At 66.5% G+C, this 19,047-nt stretch carries 14 protein-coding genes; 5 read left to right on the top strand and 9 right to left on the bottom strand.

Annotation, left to right across the window (positions count from 1 at the left end; translation table 11 throughout):
• The first annotated feature begins 265 nt into the window (after positions 1 to 265).
• Together ACV22Z_RS06210 and ACV22Z_RS06205 are read left to right on the top strand one after the other, a co-directional pair.
• Positions 266 to 925, top strand: a complete 660-nt coding sequence (locus ACV22Z_RS06210) for a lysophospholipid acyltransferase family protein (protein WP_448075443.1) — start codon at positions 266 to 268, stop codon at positions 923 to 925.
• Positions 926 to 958: 33 nt separating this feature from the next.
• A complete protein-coding gene (locus ACV22Z_RS06205) occupies positions 959 to 1,888 on the top strand; it encodes a phosphatidate cytidylyltransferase (RefSeq protein ID WP_448075442.1) in 930 nt (309 codons plus the stop codon).
• 676 nt (positions 1,889 to 2,564) lie between these two features.
• Here ACV22Z_RS06205 and ACV22Z_RS06200 read toward each other — a convergent pair.
• A complete protein-coding gene (locus tag ACV22Z_RS06200; protein ID WP_448075441.1) occupies positions 2,565 to 3,074 on the bottom strand; it encodes a DUF1269 domain-containing protein in 510 nt (169 codons plus the stop codon).
• A 244-nt stretch (positions 3,075 to 3,318) separates the two neighbouring features.
• Here ACV22Z_RS06200 and ACV22Z_RS06195 point away from each other — a divergent pair, with 244 nt between their 5' ends.
• Together ACV22Z_RS06195 and ACV22Z_RS06190 are read left to right on the top strand one after the other, a co-directional pair.
• Complete coding sequence (locus ACV22Z_RS06195) at positions 3,319 to 4,110, top strand: response regulator transcription factor (protein ID WP_448075440.1); 792 nt, start codon at positions 3,319 to 3,321, stop codon at positions 4,108 to 4,110.
• Positions 4,111 to 4,388: 278 nt separating this feature from the next.
• Positions 4,389 to 5,210, top strand: coding sequence for a nitrilase-related carbon-nitrogen hydrolase (locus ACV22Z_RS06190; RefSeq protein ID WP_448075439.1), 822 nt, complete (start codon positions 4,389 to 4,391; stop codon positions 5,208 to 5,210).
• 19 nt (positions 5,211 to 5,229) lie between these two features.
• Here ACV22Z_RS06190 and ACV22Z_RS06185 read toward each other — a convergent pair whose 3' ends face one another.
• Positions 5,230 to 5,823 carry a flavin reductase family protein gene (locus ACV22Z_RS06185; protein ID WP_448075438.1) on the bottom strand — a complete coding sequence of 198 codons (594 nt, stop codon included), beginning with the start codon at positions 5,821 to 5,823 and terminating at the stop codon, positions 5,230 to 5,232.
• A gap of 412 nt (positions 5,824 to 6,235) precedes the next feature.
• Here ACV22Z_RS06185 and ACV22Z_RS06180 point away from each other — a divergent pair, with 412 nt between their 5' ends.
• A complete protein-coding gene (locus tag ACV22Z_RS06180) occupies positions 6,236 to 7,417 on the top strand; it encodes a transglycosylase SLT domain-containing protein (RefSeq protein ID WP_448075437.1) in 1,182 nt (393 codons plus the stop codon).
• 102 nt (positions 7,418 to 7,519) lie between these two features.
• Here ACV22Z_RS06180 and ACV22Z_RS06175 read toward each other — a convergent pair whose 3' ends face one another.
• From ACV22Z_RS06175 to tssI, 7 genes are all read right to left on the bottom strand, one after another.
• Positions 7,520 to 9,679, bottom strand: a complete 2,160-nt coding sequence (locus tag ACV22Z_RS06175) for a phospholipase effector Tle1 domain-containing protein (protein ID WP_448075436.1) — start codon at positions 9,677 to 9,679, stop codon at positions 7,520 to 7,522.
• A 5-nt stretch (positions 9,680 to 9,684) separates the two neighbouring features.
• Positions 9,685 to 10,167, bottom strand: coding sequence for a hypothetical protein (locus ACV22Z_RS06170; protein ID WP_448075435.1), 483 nt, complete (start codon positions 10,165 to 10,167; stop codon positions 9,685 to 9,687).
• Positions 10,168 to 10,175: 8 nt separating this feature from the next.
• Positions 10,176 to 10,550, bottom strand: coding sequence for a DUF805 domain-containing protein (locus tag ACV22Z_RS06165; protein ID WP_448075434.1), 375 nt, complete (start codon positions 10,548 to 10,550; stop codon positions 10,176 to 10,178).
• Complete coding sequence (locus ACV22Z_RS06160) at positions 10,547 to 11,440, bottom strand: DUF4123 domain-containing protein (protein WP_448075433.1); 894 nt, start codon at positions 11,438 to 11,440, stop codon at positions 10,547 to 10,549. Before ACV22Z_RS06160 ends, ACV22Z_RS06165 begins: the two co-directional genes overlap by 4 nt.
• Before the next feature lie 5 nt (positions 11,441 to 11,445).
• Positions 11,446 to 14,280: a type VI secretion system Vgr family protein gene (locus ACV22Z_RS06155; protein ID WP_448075432.1), complete on the bottom strand. Its 2,835-nt coding sequence runs from the start codon at positions 14,278 to 14,280 to the stop codon at positions 11,446 to 11,448.
• 71 nt (positions 14,281 to 14,351) lie between these two features.
• A complete protein-coding gene (locus ACV22Z_RS06150) occupies positions 14,352 to 15,281 on the bottom strand; it encodes a hypothetical protein (protein WP_448075431.1) in 930 nt (309 codons plus the stop codon).
• Positions 15,278 to 18,973, bottom strand: coding sequence for a type VI secretion system tip protein TssI/VgrG (gene tssI, locus ACV22Z_RS06145; RefSeq protein ID WP_448075430.1), 3,696 nt, complete (start codon positions 18,971 to 18,973; stop codon positions 15,278 to 15,280). Before tssI ends, ACV22Z_RS06150 begins: the two co-directional genes overlap by 4 nt.
• Between the last annotated feature and the right edge of the window lie 74 nt (positions 18,974 to 19,047).

The following is a 19,047-nucleotide window of genomic DNA, read 5'->3' as shown; positions in this document are numbered from 1 at the left end:
CGCGATAATCCGCTGGCCCGAATGCAATAAGGAATCTTTTCGAATTGTTATTCGTGCGCTCGTGCAATAGCGGCAATTCACACCGGTCATCGCGAAACCCGCCGATTATTCGGCCGATTATCGCGGACCAGCGACAGGCATTCACGAATTTGAAAAATTCTAACCATTGGCCGTCCGACGCGCAGCATGCCGCGCCGGCATTCCGGGACCCCGTCCGCTGCGCACGCGCGGCACAGCGGGCATGCGAACAGGAGGCGTGCCGCCGATGAACATCCTGCATGTGTGGCAGCGCGATTTCCTGCTGACGATCGTGCGGCTCGTCGCGGGCGCGTATCCGGTCTGGCATCAGGCGCCGCCGTCCCCGACGCAAAAGATCTATTTCTCGAACCATACGAGCCACATCGACACGCTTGCGATCCTCGCCGCGCTGCCGCGCAACGTGCGCGCGGTGGTACGGCCCGTCGCCGCGCGCGACTACTGGGACAGCAGCAACGCGAAGCGCCACATCGCGCAGAAGCTGCTGAACGTCGTGCTGATCGACCGGCACCGCGAAAGCGGCGGCGACCCGCGGGGCGGCCATCCGCGGGGCGGCCACCCGCTTGACCCCGTGCGCGACGCGCTCAAGGAAGGCCACTCGATCATCATCTTCCCTGAAGGCACGCGCGGCGCGGACGCGCTGCCGCAGCCGTTCAAGAGCGGGCTCTTCCATCTCGCGAGCGAATTCCCGAACGTCGCGCTCGCGCCCGTCTATCTCGAGAACCTGCAGCGCATCATGCCGAAAGGTGCGATCTGGCCGGTGCCGCTGATCTGCAAGGTGCACTTCGGCGCGAACGAGGCGCGCGGCGAGCAGGAAGACAAGGCGTCGTTCCTCGCCCGCATGCGCGACGCGATCGTCGCGCTCGCGCCGCACCGCCCGGCAGGCTGAGCGCGGCGCCTCCCTCCTCATCCGGATATCGACATGCGAACTCTTTTCTGGGAACTGGTCGGGGGCGTCACGGCGCTGCTGACCGTCGCGACCGTGATCGGCGCGATCCTCGGCGCACGCAGTGGCGGCACCAGCGCGACGATCGTCAACCTGAACCAGCGCATCCGCGCATGGTGGGCGATGATCGCGGTGATGGTGATCGCGATCGGCCTCGGCAACAACGTCACCTATCTCGTGTTCGCGGTGCTGTCGTACCTGACGCTGCGCGAGTTCATCACGCTCACGCCGACCACCGCGAGCGACCACACGACGCTCTTCATCGCGTTCTTCGTTGCGATTCCGGTGCAATACCTGCTGCTCGGGATCAACTGGTACGGGATGTATTCGATCTTCGTGCCCGTGCACCTGTTCTTCGCGATGTCGCTCGTGTCGGCGCTCACGCAGGACACGCGCGAATTCCTGAGCCGCAACGCGAAGATCAACTGGGCGCTGATGGTGTGCGTGTACGGGCTGAGCCACGCGCCCGCGGTGCTGATCCTCGACATTCCGCACTACGCGGGGCAAAACGCGCTGCTGCTGTTCTTCTTCCTCGTCGTCGTGCAGATCAGCGACGTGCTGCAGTACGTGGTCGGCAAACTGTTCGGACGCCGCAAGATCGCGCCGCGCCTGTCGCCGTCGAAGACGGTCGAAGGCTTCGTCGGCGGCGGCCTGCTTGCGACGCTGTGCGGCGCGTCGCTGTATCGCGTGACGCCGTTCAGCTTCGGCGCGGCGTTCGGGATCTCGCTTGCGATCGTGATCGCGGGCTTCGTCGGCGGGCTCGTGCTGTCGGCCGTCAAGCGCTCGCTCGGCACGAAGGACTGGGGCTCGATGATCGCGGGCCACGGCGGGATGCTCGATCGCGTCGATTCGATCTGTTTCGCGGCGCCGGTGTTCTTTCACCTCGTTCGGTATCTGTACGTGTGATGCGCGCGGCGCTGATTTCGGTCGCAGGATCGGCGCTGCATGACGGATCGAAGCTCGCGGCACGCGACACGCCGATGCCGGAGGCGATGGGCATCGAGGCCGCTCTCAGGGAATGAAATGGTCCGAGGAAATCAGGCGAGTCACGTCGGCGCCGCAAGCCCGCCCGATTGTCATGCTTGGCCAATCGATCTCGGGGGGACAGGGCTGCGTTCCGCGCACCGCTTTGAATTGACAATCGTTTGCATTGCTCCGCCGGTTGCATCGATATGCTCGTTGGACAGGTCGGTTGATGTTGCATCGCGGCGCATCGCTCCCCGTTTGCTACGGGCCGATCTCGCGCCGGTTGAACCGGCATAGCGTGCAACGCATCGACCGGAGCGGTAGCGATGAGGCTCAACAACTGGATTGTGGTGCTGGCCAGCGCCTACATGGAATACACCACGTGGCAGGGACGCGAGGTCTATCGGCGTACGGTTTCCTATGACCACGTCGTCTGGTGCTAGCGTTCCGTCCCCGAACCGATTCCTGCAGCCATTCATGGTTGACTGACGCAACGCCGCAACCGGCGCGTGCCGTCACGCGCCGGACGGGCCGGCGGATATCGCGACGCCGGCGGGATCGGCTCGAAACCCGGCGCTGCGCTTTCGGAGGCCCGTCATGCGCAGCGCCGCTGCGCTCAAGGAAACGCCGGAATCGTCGGATCGTGCCCTTCGACGTCCGCTTCCGGATGGTGCTTCTTGATCAGCGCCTCGATTTCGTCGACGCGATCGGTCTTCACGTCCACCATCATCAGCAGCTCGCCCTTCTCGACCGCCTGTTCGAAGCGCTTGAGCCGCGTGTTCGGCACGTTGACGCCGATCATCGTCGCGGTCCATGCGCCGAATCCGGCACTGACCAGCGTGATCGCCACGACGGCGCCCGCCGCGATCTTGAGCCCCTCGGGATGGAACACGAGCGCGAGCAGCCCGACCACCATCCCCGTGAACCAGCCGACCGCGGTGCCGCGCGCCAGCGCCGGCAGCAGGTCGCTGCGCTGCGTGAGCGTCGCTTGCGGCAGGTCTTCGGTCTGGATGCCCGGCGCCGCCAGCACGTGGACGTGCCGCCATTCGACTCGTCTGAGCAATAATTCGTTGATGATGTGCGTCGCGCTCTTCGCATTGGGCAACAGCACGTAGATTCGCCGCATTTCCCGCCCCTCCTTCCGGCGTTCTCGGGCATCCGCGACGAAGGCGCCGCGGCGCGCCGCACCGCGCCGTACCGTGCGCGGCTGCTCGCCGATGTCTTGAATATTAGTCGCTATCCCGGGGGACAACCGGCCTTCATGCTCCGCCGGTAGCGGCGCGCCTCGCCAGCCCGGCCGGGCGGCGGTACGATCTCGAGCTTCAATTCCGCCCAACCCGCAAACACGCATACCCGACACGGCAATCCGCATGAACCTCACGCTGCAGGACGTCGCATGGCACCGATCGATTGGCCGGCTCGTCGAGTCGCTCGACCAGCCGGGCTTCTGGCTCGCACTGACCCGGCAAATCGACGAGTACGTGCCGGTCGACAGCTGGGTCGTGCTGCTGTTCAGCGACGACCGCCCGCAAGTATTCGCCGAATGCCCGTACGAAGGCGGCGGGCCCGACCCGCTCTTTCGCGACTACGTGCAGGGGCTGTACCTGCTGGACCCGTTCTACATTGCGAACCGCGAAGCGCCGCAAAGCGGGCTGTTCCGGCTCTCCGACGTCGCGCCCGAGTGCTTTCGCGACACCGACTACTACACGCTGTACTTCACGCACAACGTCGTCGAAGACGAAGTCCAGTACAACGTCCGGCTCGACGACACGCGCACGCTGTGCATGTCGCTCGGCAGCAAGCGGCGCTTCAGCCCCGAGCACGTCGCGCTGCTCGACCTGATGCGCCCATGGGTGTCCGCGCTGATGCGCCAGCGCCTCACGTTCGAACGCGCGCCGGCCGAGCACGCGCCGGGGCGCGCGTCCGGCGCCCGGGGCGGCTTCGAACAGGCGATGGAACGGCTCGGCACGCCGCTCACCGCGCGCGAGCTCGACGTCGTGCGGCTGATCCTCAGCGGCCGCTCCAACAAGGAAGTGGCCGGCAAGCTGGCGATCTCCGCGGAAACGGTCAAGGTCCATCGCCGGAACATCTACGGAAAACTGAACATCAACTCGCAGTCGGAGCTGTTTTCGCTGTTCCTGAACGCGCAGATCGACGCGTGACGCGCATGGTGAGCCGCGTGCCGTCACCGTTCGACGTTCGCCGTTCGACGTTCGCCGGCAGGTTCGGCCACCGCCGCGCCCGGGGACACGATTCGCGCCAGCCGCGTATCCGGCTCTTTCCGGGCTGACAGCCACGCGCGGCCGACGGCCGATCAATACCCCCAACGGGTTAACGCATCGGCGGGATGGGAATTCCCGCCGGTCAGCGCATACTAGGGCCTGTTTGCAATCCGTCCCCTGCGCCTGTTCCGGCCGGCTCATCTACCCGTATCCCGCCCATGAAACTGAAAGTCGACATCAACCAGCTCGCAGGTCGCGACGGCGACACGCGCTACAACCTCGAGCGCACGCTCGACGCCATTGCCACCTGCGCGCCCGGCACCGACATCGTGATGTTTCCCGAGGCGCAGCTCACCGGCTTCCTCGATCCCGGCAACCTTGCCGCCGTGGCCGAGCCGCTCGACGGCCCGAGCGTCAGCGCAGTCGTGGCCGCCGCGCGGGCGCGCGACGTCGCGGTGGTCGTCGGCCTGATCGAAAACGACGGCGGCCGCTTCTACAACACGACGGTGTTCGTCACGCCGGATGGCATCGCGCTGCGCTATCGCAAGACTCATCTGTGGGTCAGCGAGCATGGCGTCGTGCTGCCCGGCGACCGCTACGCGACCGTCGCATGGCGCGGCGTGCGTATCGGCCTGCTGATCTGCTACGACAGCGAATTCCCGGAAAGCGGGCGCGCGCTCGCCGAGCTCGGCGCCGAGCTGATCCTCGTGACCGACGGCAACATGGAGCCGTACCGCCACGTACATCGCACGTCCGTCGCCGCGCGCGCGATGGAGAACCAGGTGTTCGCGGTCGTCGCCAACCGCGTCGGCGACAGCGTGCACGACGTCGTGTTCGCCGGCGGCAGCCTCGCCGCCGATCCGTTCGGACACCTGCTGTTCGAAGCCGCCAACAGCGAATCTCGTCATACGGTCGAACTCGATTTCGCGCAGCTCGCCGCGTCGCGCGCGGTCTACGATTACCGCGCGGATCAGCGCCTGCGCATGTCGGGCGAACGCATCGAGCATCCGGACGGACGCCGCGAGCTGTTGATTCCGTGACCCGCGCCGGCGCGCTGCGTCATTGCGCGTCGGTCTTGCCGGCGTCGACCGACAACGGCTCGCCTATCGCATAGAAATTGCCGCCTGCGATGTAGTGCAGGCTGCGCAATGCCGGATCGGCCCCTTCGAAATGCCAGTGGCCGTCGTTGAACACGCGCGTGTCGGACCATGCGCCGACGACCTCGCCGATGAACAGGTCGTAGGTCTGCTGGTTGTGCGGCTCCGGAATCAGCCTGCACGCGAGCCAGCCCGAGCAGCCAGCGACGAACGGCAGGTCGTGGCCGTCGATGCCGAACAGCGTGACACCGGCCTCGCGCAGCTTCTCAGGCCGGTCGGCGAGGCTGTGGCTGCCGACCGCATGCGTGAGCGTCAACTGTGCGGCAGTCGGAACCTGGATCACGAACATGCCGCTGCGCTCGACGAGTTCGCGGGTCTTCGCGCTCTTGTCGAGCACGACCGTCAGCTTCGGCGGCATGAAGTCGAGCGCACAGGCCCACGCGGCGGCCATCACGTTGTCGGTGCCGCCGTGACGCGCCGACACGAGCACGGTCGGGCCGTGATTGAGGAGGCGGTAGGCTTTCTTCAGCTCCACCGCAGCGATGTGACTGTCCATTCAGATTCTCTCGAAGCGATGCGCAGGGGCCGGCGTGCGCCCGCAGACGGTTGCATGACGGGGCAAGCGCCCGCATTCTCGCACCCAATACGCATCGACGGATCGAATCCACCTGCTGGCTTCGCGTGTATTCGCCACGCCATTCATCCCCTTGGCACCAATCGCCCGGCGACTGCAACGGCGGCGCGATGGCCGCACCGGCGTCGATCGGTTCGTACGGCTACGCGGGCACGAGCTCGCAGACGATGGTCAACCTCGGCCTGCGTCACCGCTTCTGATGCACATCGGCCGGCTGCGCGGCGCGCAAATGCAAAGGAAAGTTCGACACGAGCCATTTGCATGCGCGCTATGGCACACTTCGCGTCTGCGTAAATTCCTTGCACCGGGCGGCCGGATTCCGCCCCATCCTGCCATGCCGTGTCAGACCGCCCGTTCGATCAGCCGCTCCACGCTGACCCTCGCCTCGACGATTGCGATGTCGTTCGCGCTCCATGGCATCGCGCGCGCCGACTGCCTCGACGACGCGGCCGCGTTCCAGCATGTGAGCGTCAGCCTGATGCGCGGAATCGCGCAGGTCGAATCGGGGATGAATCCGAACGCCGTCAACACCAACACGAACGGTACGATCGACATCGGGCTCATGCAGATCAACAGCACGTGGCTGCCGACGCTCGCGCGCGAGGGCATCACGCAGCAAAGCCTGTTCGATCCGTGCACGAACGCGTATGTGGGCGCATGGATCCTGTCGCAAAACATCCGCCAGCTCGGCCCCAACTGGAACGCGATCGGCGCGTATAACTCCGCATCGCCCGACAAGCGCCTCGCGTATGCGCGCAAGGTCTATGATGCGATCCGGACCATGCCGGATTCGCCGGATACTCCCATGCCTATCCTTCCGCCCTCTTTCACGCCGCCGCAACAGGCGTACAACCCGTTCGCCGCCCTGAACGTTGCGACGCCGCAAGTCACGCGCCCGCGCACCGTGGCGATGGCCGCGCCGCCGCCCGGCGGGCCTGCCGGTCCTGCCGGCGCATACAACTTCGGGTGGACGGTCACAGGTGCGGACCAGGCGAAGCCGACCCAGGTATTCGACGACGGCTCCCGGATCTACGTGCAGTTCAGCGACATGAAGCACGTGCCGGCGATCTTCACCGAAACGCCCGCCGGCCGCGTGCTGATGTCGTGGGAGCTGCAGTTTCCGTATGCCGTGCTGACGCGTCCCGCGCAAACGTTAATCTTCCAGCTCGGGCCGTTCGAGGCACGCGCGCAGCGCGACCTCGCCGGCGCGAACGCCCAGGCCGGCGCGACGGCGCAGCGGCCAGCGGCGGCGGCCACGACGGCAACGGCCGCCGCGCCCGCATCGCCGACGAAGCCCGCCGACACTCAGGCAAAACGCGCGGCATCGACCGATGCACTGTGGTATCTGAATACGCCGTCGACGTCGGCATCCGCATCGACGGCAAACGCAGCCGCCACGCTGCCGACGGCTGTGACGTCCGCTGCCCCGCCGCCCGCCGCGCCGGCTCAGCCGCCGGCCGCGACGTCGTCACCGTCGCGCGTCAGCACGGACGCGCTCTGGTATATCTCGAAGTAATCCGCTCGCGCACGTTCCGCCCCTTCCGCGTGCATCGATCGCGCGACGCGCTCGCGCATCGTCAAGCCCGCGCAGCGGCGAACCTCGCCGGCGTGCCGGATGCTAGCGGACTGCCGCCGCAGCGCCGGACGTTGCGCTGCCGGACGGAAACAGCGAATGGTACGCATCGGCGACACGATCGAGAAACGTCTTGTCCGGCGCCGTCGCGATTTTCTGCATCGCGCGCGTGTTCATGTAGTTCTTGATCGCGACGAGGTGGCTGTATACGGCTTCGATATCGCTCTCGGCCATGCTGTCGTGCATGTGCTTGACGAATATCGGATACATGGCCTCGACTTGCGGCAAGCGTGCGCCCGGATTGTTCCACAGCCAGAACAGCGCCTGCGCCTGCGGATCGAGGTTGAACATCGACGCCGGCACGTCGCCGCCGAGTTGCTTCAACGCCTGCTTCTGGTCGAAGCCCGGCATCGGCCGCGTGCCGTGCTGCTTCAGATAGTCGATCTCGCGCATCAGCTTGTCGTAGCGACCGTATGCCAGCGGATCCGCCGCGCCGCCGAGCCAGCCCGCTTTGCGCTGGTCTGCGGCCGTCTTGTTCCGCGGCTGGTCGTACCACATGCGCAGCCACTGGATGTACACGACCATGTGTCCCTTCAACTCACCCTGGATGTCCTTCGGCAGGTCGGTGACCACGATCGGACGCGGCGGCGCCGCGTCCTGCGGACGGCATCCGTCCATCGGATCGGACGCAGCCTTGGGATTGAGAAAATCCAGCGGGCCGCCCGACGGCTTCTGCATGCCGGGCATGCCGGGCCGGTTGCCGTAACCGATGCCGTTGCCGATCCCCTTGCCGAGGCCGAGGCCCGACAGGTTGGGAATCTCCCGCGTCGTCGTCACGAGTTTCTTGACGGCCAGGCGATAGTCGAGATGGAAACGCTCGACGTCGGGCGGCGCAACGATCTGCTGATAAAGCGCGCCGTCCTCGTTGGCGAGCGCGTTGAGGCTTGGCATCGGGATGCCGGCGCCGTACGCACGGTAATACATCATCTCGAGCGGCACGCGCGCGAGCTTGTCGGAAATGCCGTCTTCCCCGTCGATCGCGCCGCCGCCCACATCCACCTGCGAACCGGGAAACAGGCGCTCCTGGCGGCGCCCGCGCCCATCGGCCGGATCGGCGCCGAGCATCGTCAGCGGCTTGTAGACGCGCAATTCGTGCGCGGCCGCGTAATGCACGCACTTCTCGATGTCCGGCGACAGGATCAGATCCGACGACACGGCATTGCTCAGCGGGATGTAACCCGTCAGCAGGTTGTCGTCGAAGCGGTTCGTCACGCAGTCGAACAGCCCCATGAACTTGATCTTGATCGGCACGCCGTCGTATTTCCCGCCTTTGCAGGTTTCCTCGAGCAGGCGCTTGGCAAACGCGAGCGCCAGACCACCGCCCATGTCGTAGCCGAAGATCGCGATATGGATCCTGTTCAGCGTGCCCGCTTTCTTCGCGCCCGCGACCGCCGCCTTGAAGTCTTCTTCCGCCGCTTTCAGCCGCGTATCCACGCCCGTGTTGAACAGCGCGGCGCCGAGTCTGGTATCGCGTGTCAAACGGAACGACTCCACGCCGGCGCCGAGCGTTTCCTTGCCGATTTCCTTGACGATGGTCTTCGGTATCCGGTACGGATACCGAACGACATCGCGCCAGAAGCCTCGCCATTCGCGGCGCAGGTATCGCAGCGCGCGGTTCTTTTCCGACGACGGCCGGGCGATCGCGCGCTCGATCCGCTTCTTCGCGTCGCTCACGCCGCCCTTCGCCTGCCCGAGCAACGTGTCGAACGTGTCGCCCACGCGGTTGCCCAGCGTCGGATTCCTGATCTCGCCACTTTTCGTCCACGCGTCGCCCGCCCGCTTCAGCGCTTCCTCCTTGGCTTTGCCGACGGTCATCTCCTTCGCCTTGTCCTTGAACTTCTCGCCCAGCGTGTCGGTCGCCTTGTCCTTCAGGACCGCGCCCAGCACCCCGGATTCGGGATCGAAGTTGGCGCCGAGGCCCGGATAGTAGAAGCGCCGCATGTTCTTGTTCTTCTTGTCATACGCGGCGTTGAACAGTTTCAGGATGTTGGTCCGCGGCCCGTCCTTTTCGCCGAAGCCGAAGCCGTCGAAATAGAAGCTGACCCACAACATATGCTCGCAGGCCGGACACATCTGCTCGGCTTCCGCCTTCACGCGATCCATCTCGGCGGATGCGGCATCCTTCTTCAGGTTGATTTCGGCCATCGCGCTCACTTCTCCTGCGTCGGTTTCAGCTCGGGCGCGTTCATGTCGTCCACCCATTGCAACTCGGCGGTACCGTTCTTGCGGAAATACACGCGCAGGTAGCGCGACGTGGGCGACTCCGGCTGCGGTATCGTCACGTCGATCGTCTTGCGTTCCGGCGGCACGCCGCGCTGGATCTCGGCCAGCGGCTGCGCGAATTCCCAGAACAGTTTCACCTTCTGGCCCGGCGTCACCGTGCAGCCGCAAGCGAATCCGCCGCCGCCGCCGAACGCTTCGCCTGCCTCCCGTGCCGACGGATTGCCGAAGCACCCCGACTTGTGCTCGTTATCGAGCCAGAACTCGTGGAGCTTGCGGTCGTACTCGTTGTATCCCGTGACGCATACGGCATGCGGATCCGCCGCTGCTTCCGCGCCGCCGTGCCTGCCGCACGCCGCCAGCACACCGAGCCCCGCCAGCGCCAATACGCGCACTCCCTGACTGAATTTCATCGATACCCTCACAGACTTGCCCCCTTGTCCTGCTGCCCCGGCGACGGCGAATCGTAGCGATTCCGGCCGGCCTCGCCCGCGACGAACCCATTCGCCGCGATCGCGATGAATGCGCCGACGACGGGAATCGCGTGGACGAGCGTCCACCATCCCGACCTCCCGATGTCATGCCAGCGCCGGGCCGAAACCGCCGCGAGCATCCAGACCATGACGACCGCGAACGCCCAGCCCGCGACGTCGACAGCCGCCGGCGAACGCTGCAGCGCCGGCCAAGCGGCGATCGCATCAACGACCGAGCCGGCGCCCAGCAGCGCTGCCGTCACGCACCACCATTGCATCCGCCCTGCGCGGCCGCGGAACGAAAAAGGCGTCCGCGCGATCATCGTTGCGCCTCCGGTTCCGCCGCAGGCGGCGACGCATCAACGTGACGCCCGAACACGTGGTCGTGCACGGCGTCGCACAATGCGTCGGGGTCGTCGCGATGGGCGGCGATGCAATCGGCGACCGCCGCATCGTCGGGCGAAGTGCCCGGATACATCGCCAGGATCGCGCCGATCCGGTAAGCCAGCCCGTCGTCCTGCAGCCCGTGCGCATCGAGCAGCGCGACCACGCTTCGAATGTTCGCGTAGGTCGCGAACGGATCGGCGTCGACCGGAATCCGTCCGTTGCGCGTCAGCTCGGCGACGATGGCGTCCGGCCGACTTCCGTGCCGCAACGCTTCGAGCTCCTGCGTATCGACGCGCGGATAGAAGATGCGTTCGTGCCGGCGCGGATGCTGCGCGACGCCGACGCTGCCGTCACGGCGCACGTAGGTCCACGACACGCACGGCGACAACAGCGCCTGGTAGCGCGCTTCCGACAATGCGCCCGCCAGCGTCTGAAACACTGCCGCGTCGTAGAACCGCAGCAATCCGTCCCGATCGTCGGGCAGCTTCACCTTCGTCCTCACGTTGAGCTTCTGCGCCAGCACATCCGGCGGATACACGCTGACCAGCGCGAGAAACGCGAACGGCCGTCGCGCGAGATGGCGCGCCAGCAGCGCGGCCACAGGCGGGGCCGTGTATTCGCACAGCAGCGCGCACACTTCCGGATGGCTCGCTTCGGGTTGATCGGCAAGCAGGTTGCGCACGCTTCCGTCCGCGATCAGTTCGCGCCAGGCCAATGCATTGATCGGCAGCTGCGACGCGTCGACCAGCAGGTAGCGGTGCGTGCCGGAAAACGCCGCATGCTCCTGCTGCGCAACCCTGTCCCAATCGTGCATCAACGACGTCATTGCGATCATCCACGGGTAGCGATCGCCTCGTGGCGATGCGCGAGATTCCGCATGCACTCGACGCACGCGGGCTTGTTCATCGACGGAAGCTGGACGTTCGCGGAACGCGGGCCGGTCAGCGTATGCTGCGCGGCATGGAACGTCGCCTTGCCCGGCGCGCCGATCACGATGTCGTTTCCTTCCATTTTCAGGAACGCGCTGGCGGCCGTCAGCAGCAGGCGCTTCGGCGTCTGCACCGCCACGCTGGCCTGCGCGCTCGACACCGTCACCGCGCGCTGCGCGTTCGCATCGAGCGTGCCGGCGTTCTGCGCCTGCACCGTGACGGCACCCGTCGCTGCATGCAGCGCGATACCTTGTCCGGCCACCGGGCGATCGCTGCCCGACACACCGTGCGTATAGAGCGCAATGCCCTCCTTCGCCACGACGCTCGTCTTGCCCTGCGTCGCGATCTGTACATCCCGCCCCGCGCTCAGCACCGTCTCGGCGCCCGACGCCCAGACGTGGCTCTGCGCCGTCAGAGCGGCTATGCCGGCGGCACCGTGCACGACGAGATGCGGTTGCCGCCATGCGACCGCGCTGCCGCTGCCGCCGCCCGCCGCATCGCCCCCACCGCTGCCTTCGCGCGTTGCGCCGATCGACGCCTCGGTCTGCTGCAGGCCTTCGATCGCCGCCAGTTGCGATGGCCCGCCTGCTGCGGCGGCCGGCAGCGCGCCGCCCGCCTCCGCCGTGCCGTACGGCGCGCTGCCGCCGGGCTCCGCGCGCTGGTGGCGGGCCGAATCCGCGAGACTTCGCAGCAGGCCGCGATTCTGCGCGAGCACCTGATTCGCCGCGCTCGCGTCCATCTGGTTCACGCCCGGCGCCGTGCTGACGAGGAGCCCCGCGCCGCCGCGCAGTGCGCCGGCCGCCTGGGTCGACAGCTCGGCGCCGTAGCCGCGGTCGGCGAGACGCCGGTTGTCCTGCACCTGCTTGAGATGCCCGAGCATCAGGCCGCTGTCGCGATCCGTCGTGTACAGCCGCGCGCCCGGTTGGCCCGCCGTGTCGTCGAGCATGAACTGCCGATAGCCGCCCGTGCCGTGCTGGCTGACGCTCAGGTCCTGCGTCTTGAAGCCCGTCAGCACGGCCGCGTGGTCGTTGCCGGCGAACCACGCCGCCGCATTGCCCGTGCTGCTGCTCGGGCCGCCCGCCAGCGCGTTGTGCTGCGCGTTCGCCTTGCCCCGCCCGTTATAGAGTGCCGCCACCGCGACCGGCCGGTCGGGCTGGCCTTCCAGCCACTCCGTCCACACCTCCTGGCCGACGCGGGGCACGCTCACCCCACCCCAGTTGTCGCCGCCGATCGGCGTCAGCATCCGCGTCCACGTGCCCGCGCCGCGATCGGCCGGCGCATTCGCGGCGCGCGGGTGTGCCTCGCGGCTGGCCGCGTTCTGCCCACGCTGCGCGTGATGCTGAATCCGGATCCGGTGATCGCGATCGGTATGGATCGGATCGCCCGCGCCGACGACGATGGCCGTCTGCGCGCCCGGCGTCACCGCGACCGGGTGCACGCGCGCACCGTGTCCGTGCTGCGCGAGCGGACGATAAGTCTGATCGACCGGCAACGCGGCGAAGCGGTTCCGGTAGACGGCATCGCCGTCTGCCAGCGAACCGCCGTGATGCGTGGCCGCGCCGAGTGCAGCATGCAGCGCGCTTGCCGCGCCGTGCGCGTCATGGTCCACAACCCGCATCGCGGGAACGCTGCCGAGACGCTGTTCAAGCGCGCCGCGCACGTCGGCGCCGACGTTCGCTCGTGCCTCGTGCCGCACGTGCAGGCAGACGAATGCATCGGACGCGCGCAGCACCGGATGATGGGCGATCGCGAACCGCAGCCCGGGGCGCAAATCGCGGCGCGTGCCGCGGCCTTCGCTCTGCTGCGCGGCCACGCGTTGCGCATCGAGCTGCTGCTGCGCGCGCCGGTCGCCCAGCGCGGCGGTCTGGAACGCATAGGGGCCTGCGACGTCTCGATCCTCGCCCGGCACGACGGCGCCGGACGCGCGTGCGCCAGTCGGACGCGTCGACAGGCTGCGATGATCCCAGCTCGCGCGCGCGACGCTACCGATACGCCAGCGCCGCGCATTCATCCAGTGCTGGACGCAGCCTTGCGGATCGCCGTCGCTCGTCTGGTGAAAGCCGACGATCTCGGGCTGGTCGGGTGCAAAGCGCTGGTTTGAATCGGCGAGCACGAGCGTGTGCTTGCCGAGGGTCGTCGAATGCGCGTCGCCCTCGTGCTCGAACCAGTAGAAGATCCCTTCTTCCGCCCACAGCCGTTCGAGGAATGCGAAATCGGATTCGCCCGCCTGCGCGGTGAGGCTGCGTTGCGCGTATTTCGCCGGATCGGCGAGCGCCCAGCGCCATGCCGGCGCAATCGCGCCGCACGCGTAGTGCGCGAAGATCTGTTCGCTGATCTCGATGACGCTCGCATTCTGGAAGTTGTAGCTGTCGACGCGCTGGCGCAGCAGCGTCAGCCACGGCTCGACGACGAGCCGCACGCGTGCGAGGCCGCCGTTGAAGCCGATCAGCTCCGCGGCGACGACGTGGCCGTGGAACGGGCGACGGGTGTCGCCGCCCTCCGCCGCCTGCCACTCGACGAGGATCGGCGCGCCGATCAGCCGCGCGAGCGGCAGGTCGGGGTTCCGCGTCAGCGCGGTGAGCTCGAAGCGGAAGCCGCCCTGATCGAGCGCCTCCCACCCCTGCAGGCTCTCGGCGACGAGCTTGTCCGCGCCGAGCGGCGTGGTCAGCCACAGGAACCGGTCGTGCTGCGACCAGCCGCCGAGGAATGCGTGGATGAGGTCAGATTGGATCGACATGGTGTGTTCGTCTGGTTGGCGCGACGCTCGGTGTTGTCAATGTGCGCGCATGCGGCGGCGTAGAGTTCACGTCATGGCTCCGTCAATTCGACCGCAGGAAGCTTATCCATCGGCGTAAATATCCTGCCCTTCATTTCGGATGGCGAACGGATATCGACACTCACGGTCCCCGACATCCGGTACTTGCCCGACTGGATTCGTTGGGCCGATGAGTTTGCACCGAAGGTCAGCGCGGCATAGGGCACGACAAATTCGACTTTGGCGGCCTGGCCGGGCTGGATCCCGATCGTCTGCGCATAGCGACGCGACGCATCATTCAGATACCTGTCGATCAATCTGACCTTGAAGGCGACACCCGATTCACCGAGTGCGCCGATCTGGACATATTGCAATGCCAGACCTCGGAGCTCGGGGGACCACTTCTCCGGACCATCGATCGTCACTTCCTGCGTCCCGTCGTTCCTGAAGACGAGATCGACCATCAGGCCGCCCGCCACAGGACGTACTGCGAAATCCGGATGCAGATTGATTTCCGCTTTGCCGTGCGCAAGCAGATCCTGCGCAAGTTCATAAAAGACGGGAAGCTTGTAATTGAACTCGTCGGCGACCCGATACTGGTGGGATCCCTCGTAGTGTTGCCCGTTCAGATCGAACGCGTATTTGAGCACGGAGCCGACATTGGCCGCTCGCACCGACGGAATTTCATGATTGGCCAGAACACGCTTGATCTCATCGATCGCGGGTCGATATCGTTCGTCCAGTTCCGCCGTGTATTTGCCGATACCCATGTACCGCGATTGCGGCGTGATATCGAGGTCTCGTCCGCGCGAATAATATGCAACGCGCCCGTTCTCGATCACGAAGACCATAGGCGGTGTGGGCCTCAACTGCCCCGCGCTGCTCCTGATCTCGAAGTAGTCCGAGTTATTCTCGCCAAACGCCATTTCCGTCACCCCGAATAGAAGCATCGATACCAGAACGAACGAGGCGCGCCGCGTCATTCCCGCACCTCCCATTCGATCCGGGTTTTCCTTTTAAACCAATCCCGAAATCCGTAAAAATAGAATCGCGGCACCTCCGACACCGTCTTGACGGCCCCCTCTCCCATCAGGTTCGTCGGAGTCGTCCGCTGCCAGTTGTCTACGAGCTGCTTCATCTTCACATCAACGAGCTTGTGCGAGTTGATGTATTTCCCGTACACAGCACCGCTGTTCTCGAAGTACTCGTCCGGCCAGCCGAACAAGTGCCCGGTTTCGTGTGCCATGACGTTCGGCGCATCCAGCGTGACGTATGCGTCTGCGTCTTCGTCCCACTCGACCGATACCTCGCCCCAGTTCTCGGAATCCGCCCTGGCCTCCTTGGGAAACAGATTCACGCTGGCGTGGAATCGTCCGTCATCGACGAACTCCACTTCCGCTTTCAATTTGACCTTGCACGTACACGCATTGCCGAGAGGGCATTGCTTCGGCTGCATGTAGTAATTGTGCTGATTCAGGCAAGCCTCGATCCGTTTCTTGAAACCCGATGCATCGGCCAATCCCCCCGGCCGATCGACGATTCTCCGGACGACTCCCGGCGGAAGCGTTGCCGTACTGTCATATGGAATGGAAATCATCTTGCCCGTTGCCTTGTCCCGTACGTCCGCGCCATATTTGACATCGTGTTGATCCTTGAGGTGAATCTTGACGCGAACCGTCGCCGTCAACGTGGACGTCGCCGGAGAATATTCGATGTCGTACTTTCCGGTACTGCCGGACAACGCATTGAGGTGCATTTCCTTGTGATCGTCGAGGACCGGCTTGCCGTTCGCGTCGGTCTCGTAATAGTCGACGCAACCCATATCGACGACGTAGTCAAGCTCCTTCACGGCCGGCACGTGAAGGCTGCATGGCGCGCCGTGCTCGCCACCGCTCTTCCCGGACGCGTGTTGTTGCTGGCCGGCAGCCGTGCCCGAAGGCAGCGGACCGGCCGGCGAATCGGATGCGGCCGGTGTCGACGCCGATGCCGCGAACTGGCTTGGGGCCTTGACAGGCGCCCTCGCCACATGCGACGACACGCCGACGCCCGGCGCCACGTCGCCGGCTGCCGCTTCAGCACCCGCCGACACGGCCGCCGCGCCTGCCGAGGCAGACGCCCCGCCCCCCGCCGGACTGCTCGCCAGCGCCCGCACCAGAAAATCGCACGGATCCCCCTGCGGCAACACCGGCAACGCCGGCAGCTTCACACTCGCCGCCCGCGGCCCCGGGAACGGATGCCCGCCCGACTTCACCATGAACTGCCCCGGCGTCTCGACAACAATGTCGCCGCCCTTCAGCGTGATCCGGTTCGGCCCCTGCTGCAGCACGATCGCGTCCTGCGCGAGCACGTCGACGCGCTCGTCGGTCGACGTGATGCGCACCGTCTGGTCCGCGAGAATCTCCATCGTCGACGCATGCGCCTCGACGCTCACGGGCCCGTCGCCGGCAATCGCCTTGAGCCCGCCCGCGACGCTGTACAGGCTCACCGCATCGCCCGCCGCGGCGGCCACCGTCGCGCCCGCGCCCACGTGCGCATCGCCGTGCGACGTCACGTGCACATGCTGCGCCGCATACGACACCGCGCTGTCCGGCGTCGTGATCGCAATGTTCTCGGGCGATTCCATCAGCACTGCGGGCGTCGCGAACCGCTCGACCGGATCGCCGCCATCGCGCTGCGTTCCGTTCGGCTTGGTCGCGCTCTGGCCGTTCACGGCCCCCGTGTACTTGCCGTCCTGCGCCGGATCGATCGCCTTCAGGAAATCGGCCTGCGCCGTGTTCGCGGTCAGGCCGACTGCCTGCGCGCCCGTTGCCGCCGCATCGAGTTCGTGCGCGACCTTGATCGCGTCCTTGAGCTGCTCGACGCGCTCGGCGACATCCATCTGCGTCGATGCACCGAGATGTCGCGCGGTGCTCGACACGAGCACGCCTTCGCCGGCCCGCACGACGCCCCATCCCTGCGTCGACAGCTCGAAGCCTTCGCCGCGGTACGCACCGCGCATCGTGCCCTGCTGGTCGATCAGATAGCCTTGCGCGAGACGGCTGCTCGCGGTCGCGTTGCTCAACTCGTGGCGCAGCTGGCCGGCCGCATCGTCCATCACCCAGCGGCTGCCAGGTTGCCCGTCGAGCGTTTGCGTCTGCAGGCCGGTCAGCGTGCCCGGATGGTTCGCGTCGCTGCCTTCGCCCGCCGCGAACGGCGGCCGCACCCGTCCGCCATACACCTGGCCGAGCACGACCGGCATGTCGATGTTCCCCGATTCGAAACCGACCACGACCTCGGCGCCCACGCGCGGCATGAACGCATGCCCGAAGTTCGGGCCGGCCGCCTGCTCGGCGATGCGCACCGGCACACCGGCACGGTGATCGCCGGGCGCGTGGCCCGCCGGGTTGGATCGGCTCGCCGTATCGGTCAGCCCGCCCGGCAGCGGCGCAACGCCGCGCATCCACGGAAACTGGATGCGCACCTGGTGATCGCGCGTGCTGCTGACGCGGCTGCCCGGCTCGCCGACGACGATCGCCGTCTGCACGCCATGGACGATCGGACGGTCACGGAACGGCGGCACGATCGCGGCCCCTTCCGGCACCGCGACGAAGCGGTTGCGGTACAGCCCCTTGTCGAGTTCGCCACATTCCAGCAACTGCCCGATCTGCGCGCCCAGGTTGTTGACCGCCTCGTGCTCGATCGACAGCGGGACGAACATGACGGTGCGGTCGCGGTATCCGGTCAGCGCATGGATCTTGCCGACCTCGAGCGTGCGCGACGAACCCGCGCCATAGTGGATCCGTTTCGGCAGTTGCAGCGCGTCGAGACGCTGCTCCGCGTAATGCTGCGCGTCCCCGCTCGTGTCGAAGCGGCCGGCCCGCTGACCGTCGTAGATTTCCCGCACCGGCAGCACGGGCGCGTCGGCATCGGCCGGCTGCTCCGCCTGCCCCGCGAGTGCATGCAGCTCGCTCGCCTTCCAGCTCGTCGCGACCACCCGGTCCGGCACGAGCTGATGGCGCTCCGAAAACTGCGTGATCACACCATCCGGATCGCCGACGTCCTGCAGGTTGAACGGGATCGTGCTGCCGTTCGGCAGCGCGGCACGGCGGTCGAACACGACCACCGCATGATCGCCGGACGGGTCGTCGTGCCCGTCCTGCGCGTGCTCGATGCGAAACGACAGGCCGGCCTCCGACAATTGCCGCAGCACGAAGTCCAGGTCGGTTTCGCGATACTGGCCGCGCAGCGCGAACGTACGCCCCGCCTCCGTCAGCCCGAAGCGCCAGCGGGCTTCCGGATAGTCGCCGAACACGCGGGCGCAGAGGCCTTCGGTGTCGAGATCGACGAAGTACAGGCAGTTGCGGCGCAACTTCAGCAGCGCGAGCCACGATTCCAGCGTGAGCCGGTAGCGCGTGATCTCGCCGTCGCTATCCGCGTAGGCCGCCTGCGTGACATAGCCGTTCCAGCATCGTTCGCCGGCGCCTGTCGCGACGCGCAGCCGCGCAGCGCTGCCGATCAGCGGCGTCAGATCGAGGAACGGCTCGTTCGACAGCACGTCGATCTCGAACCGGAAAGATTCGTTGATGCCTTCACGACCGTGAAAGCGCTCGACCACGAATGCGCCGGGCATCGCGGTATCGATCTGGATATGGCGGGTCGCTTGTCCGTAACCTGTCAATGCGGCAACAAGATCCATGTCGTTTCTCGGCAATCGTGCGCGAATCCGCTTCGCGTCGGCTGGTTGGTATCAATTCGGTTCACCGGCATCGC

The sequence above is a fragment of the Burkholderia sp. PU8-34 genome, from assembly GCF_053427725.1.
The sequence above is the reverse complement of the archived record's forward strand: the minus strand, read 5'-3'. Positions and strand labels throughout refer to the sequence as shown.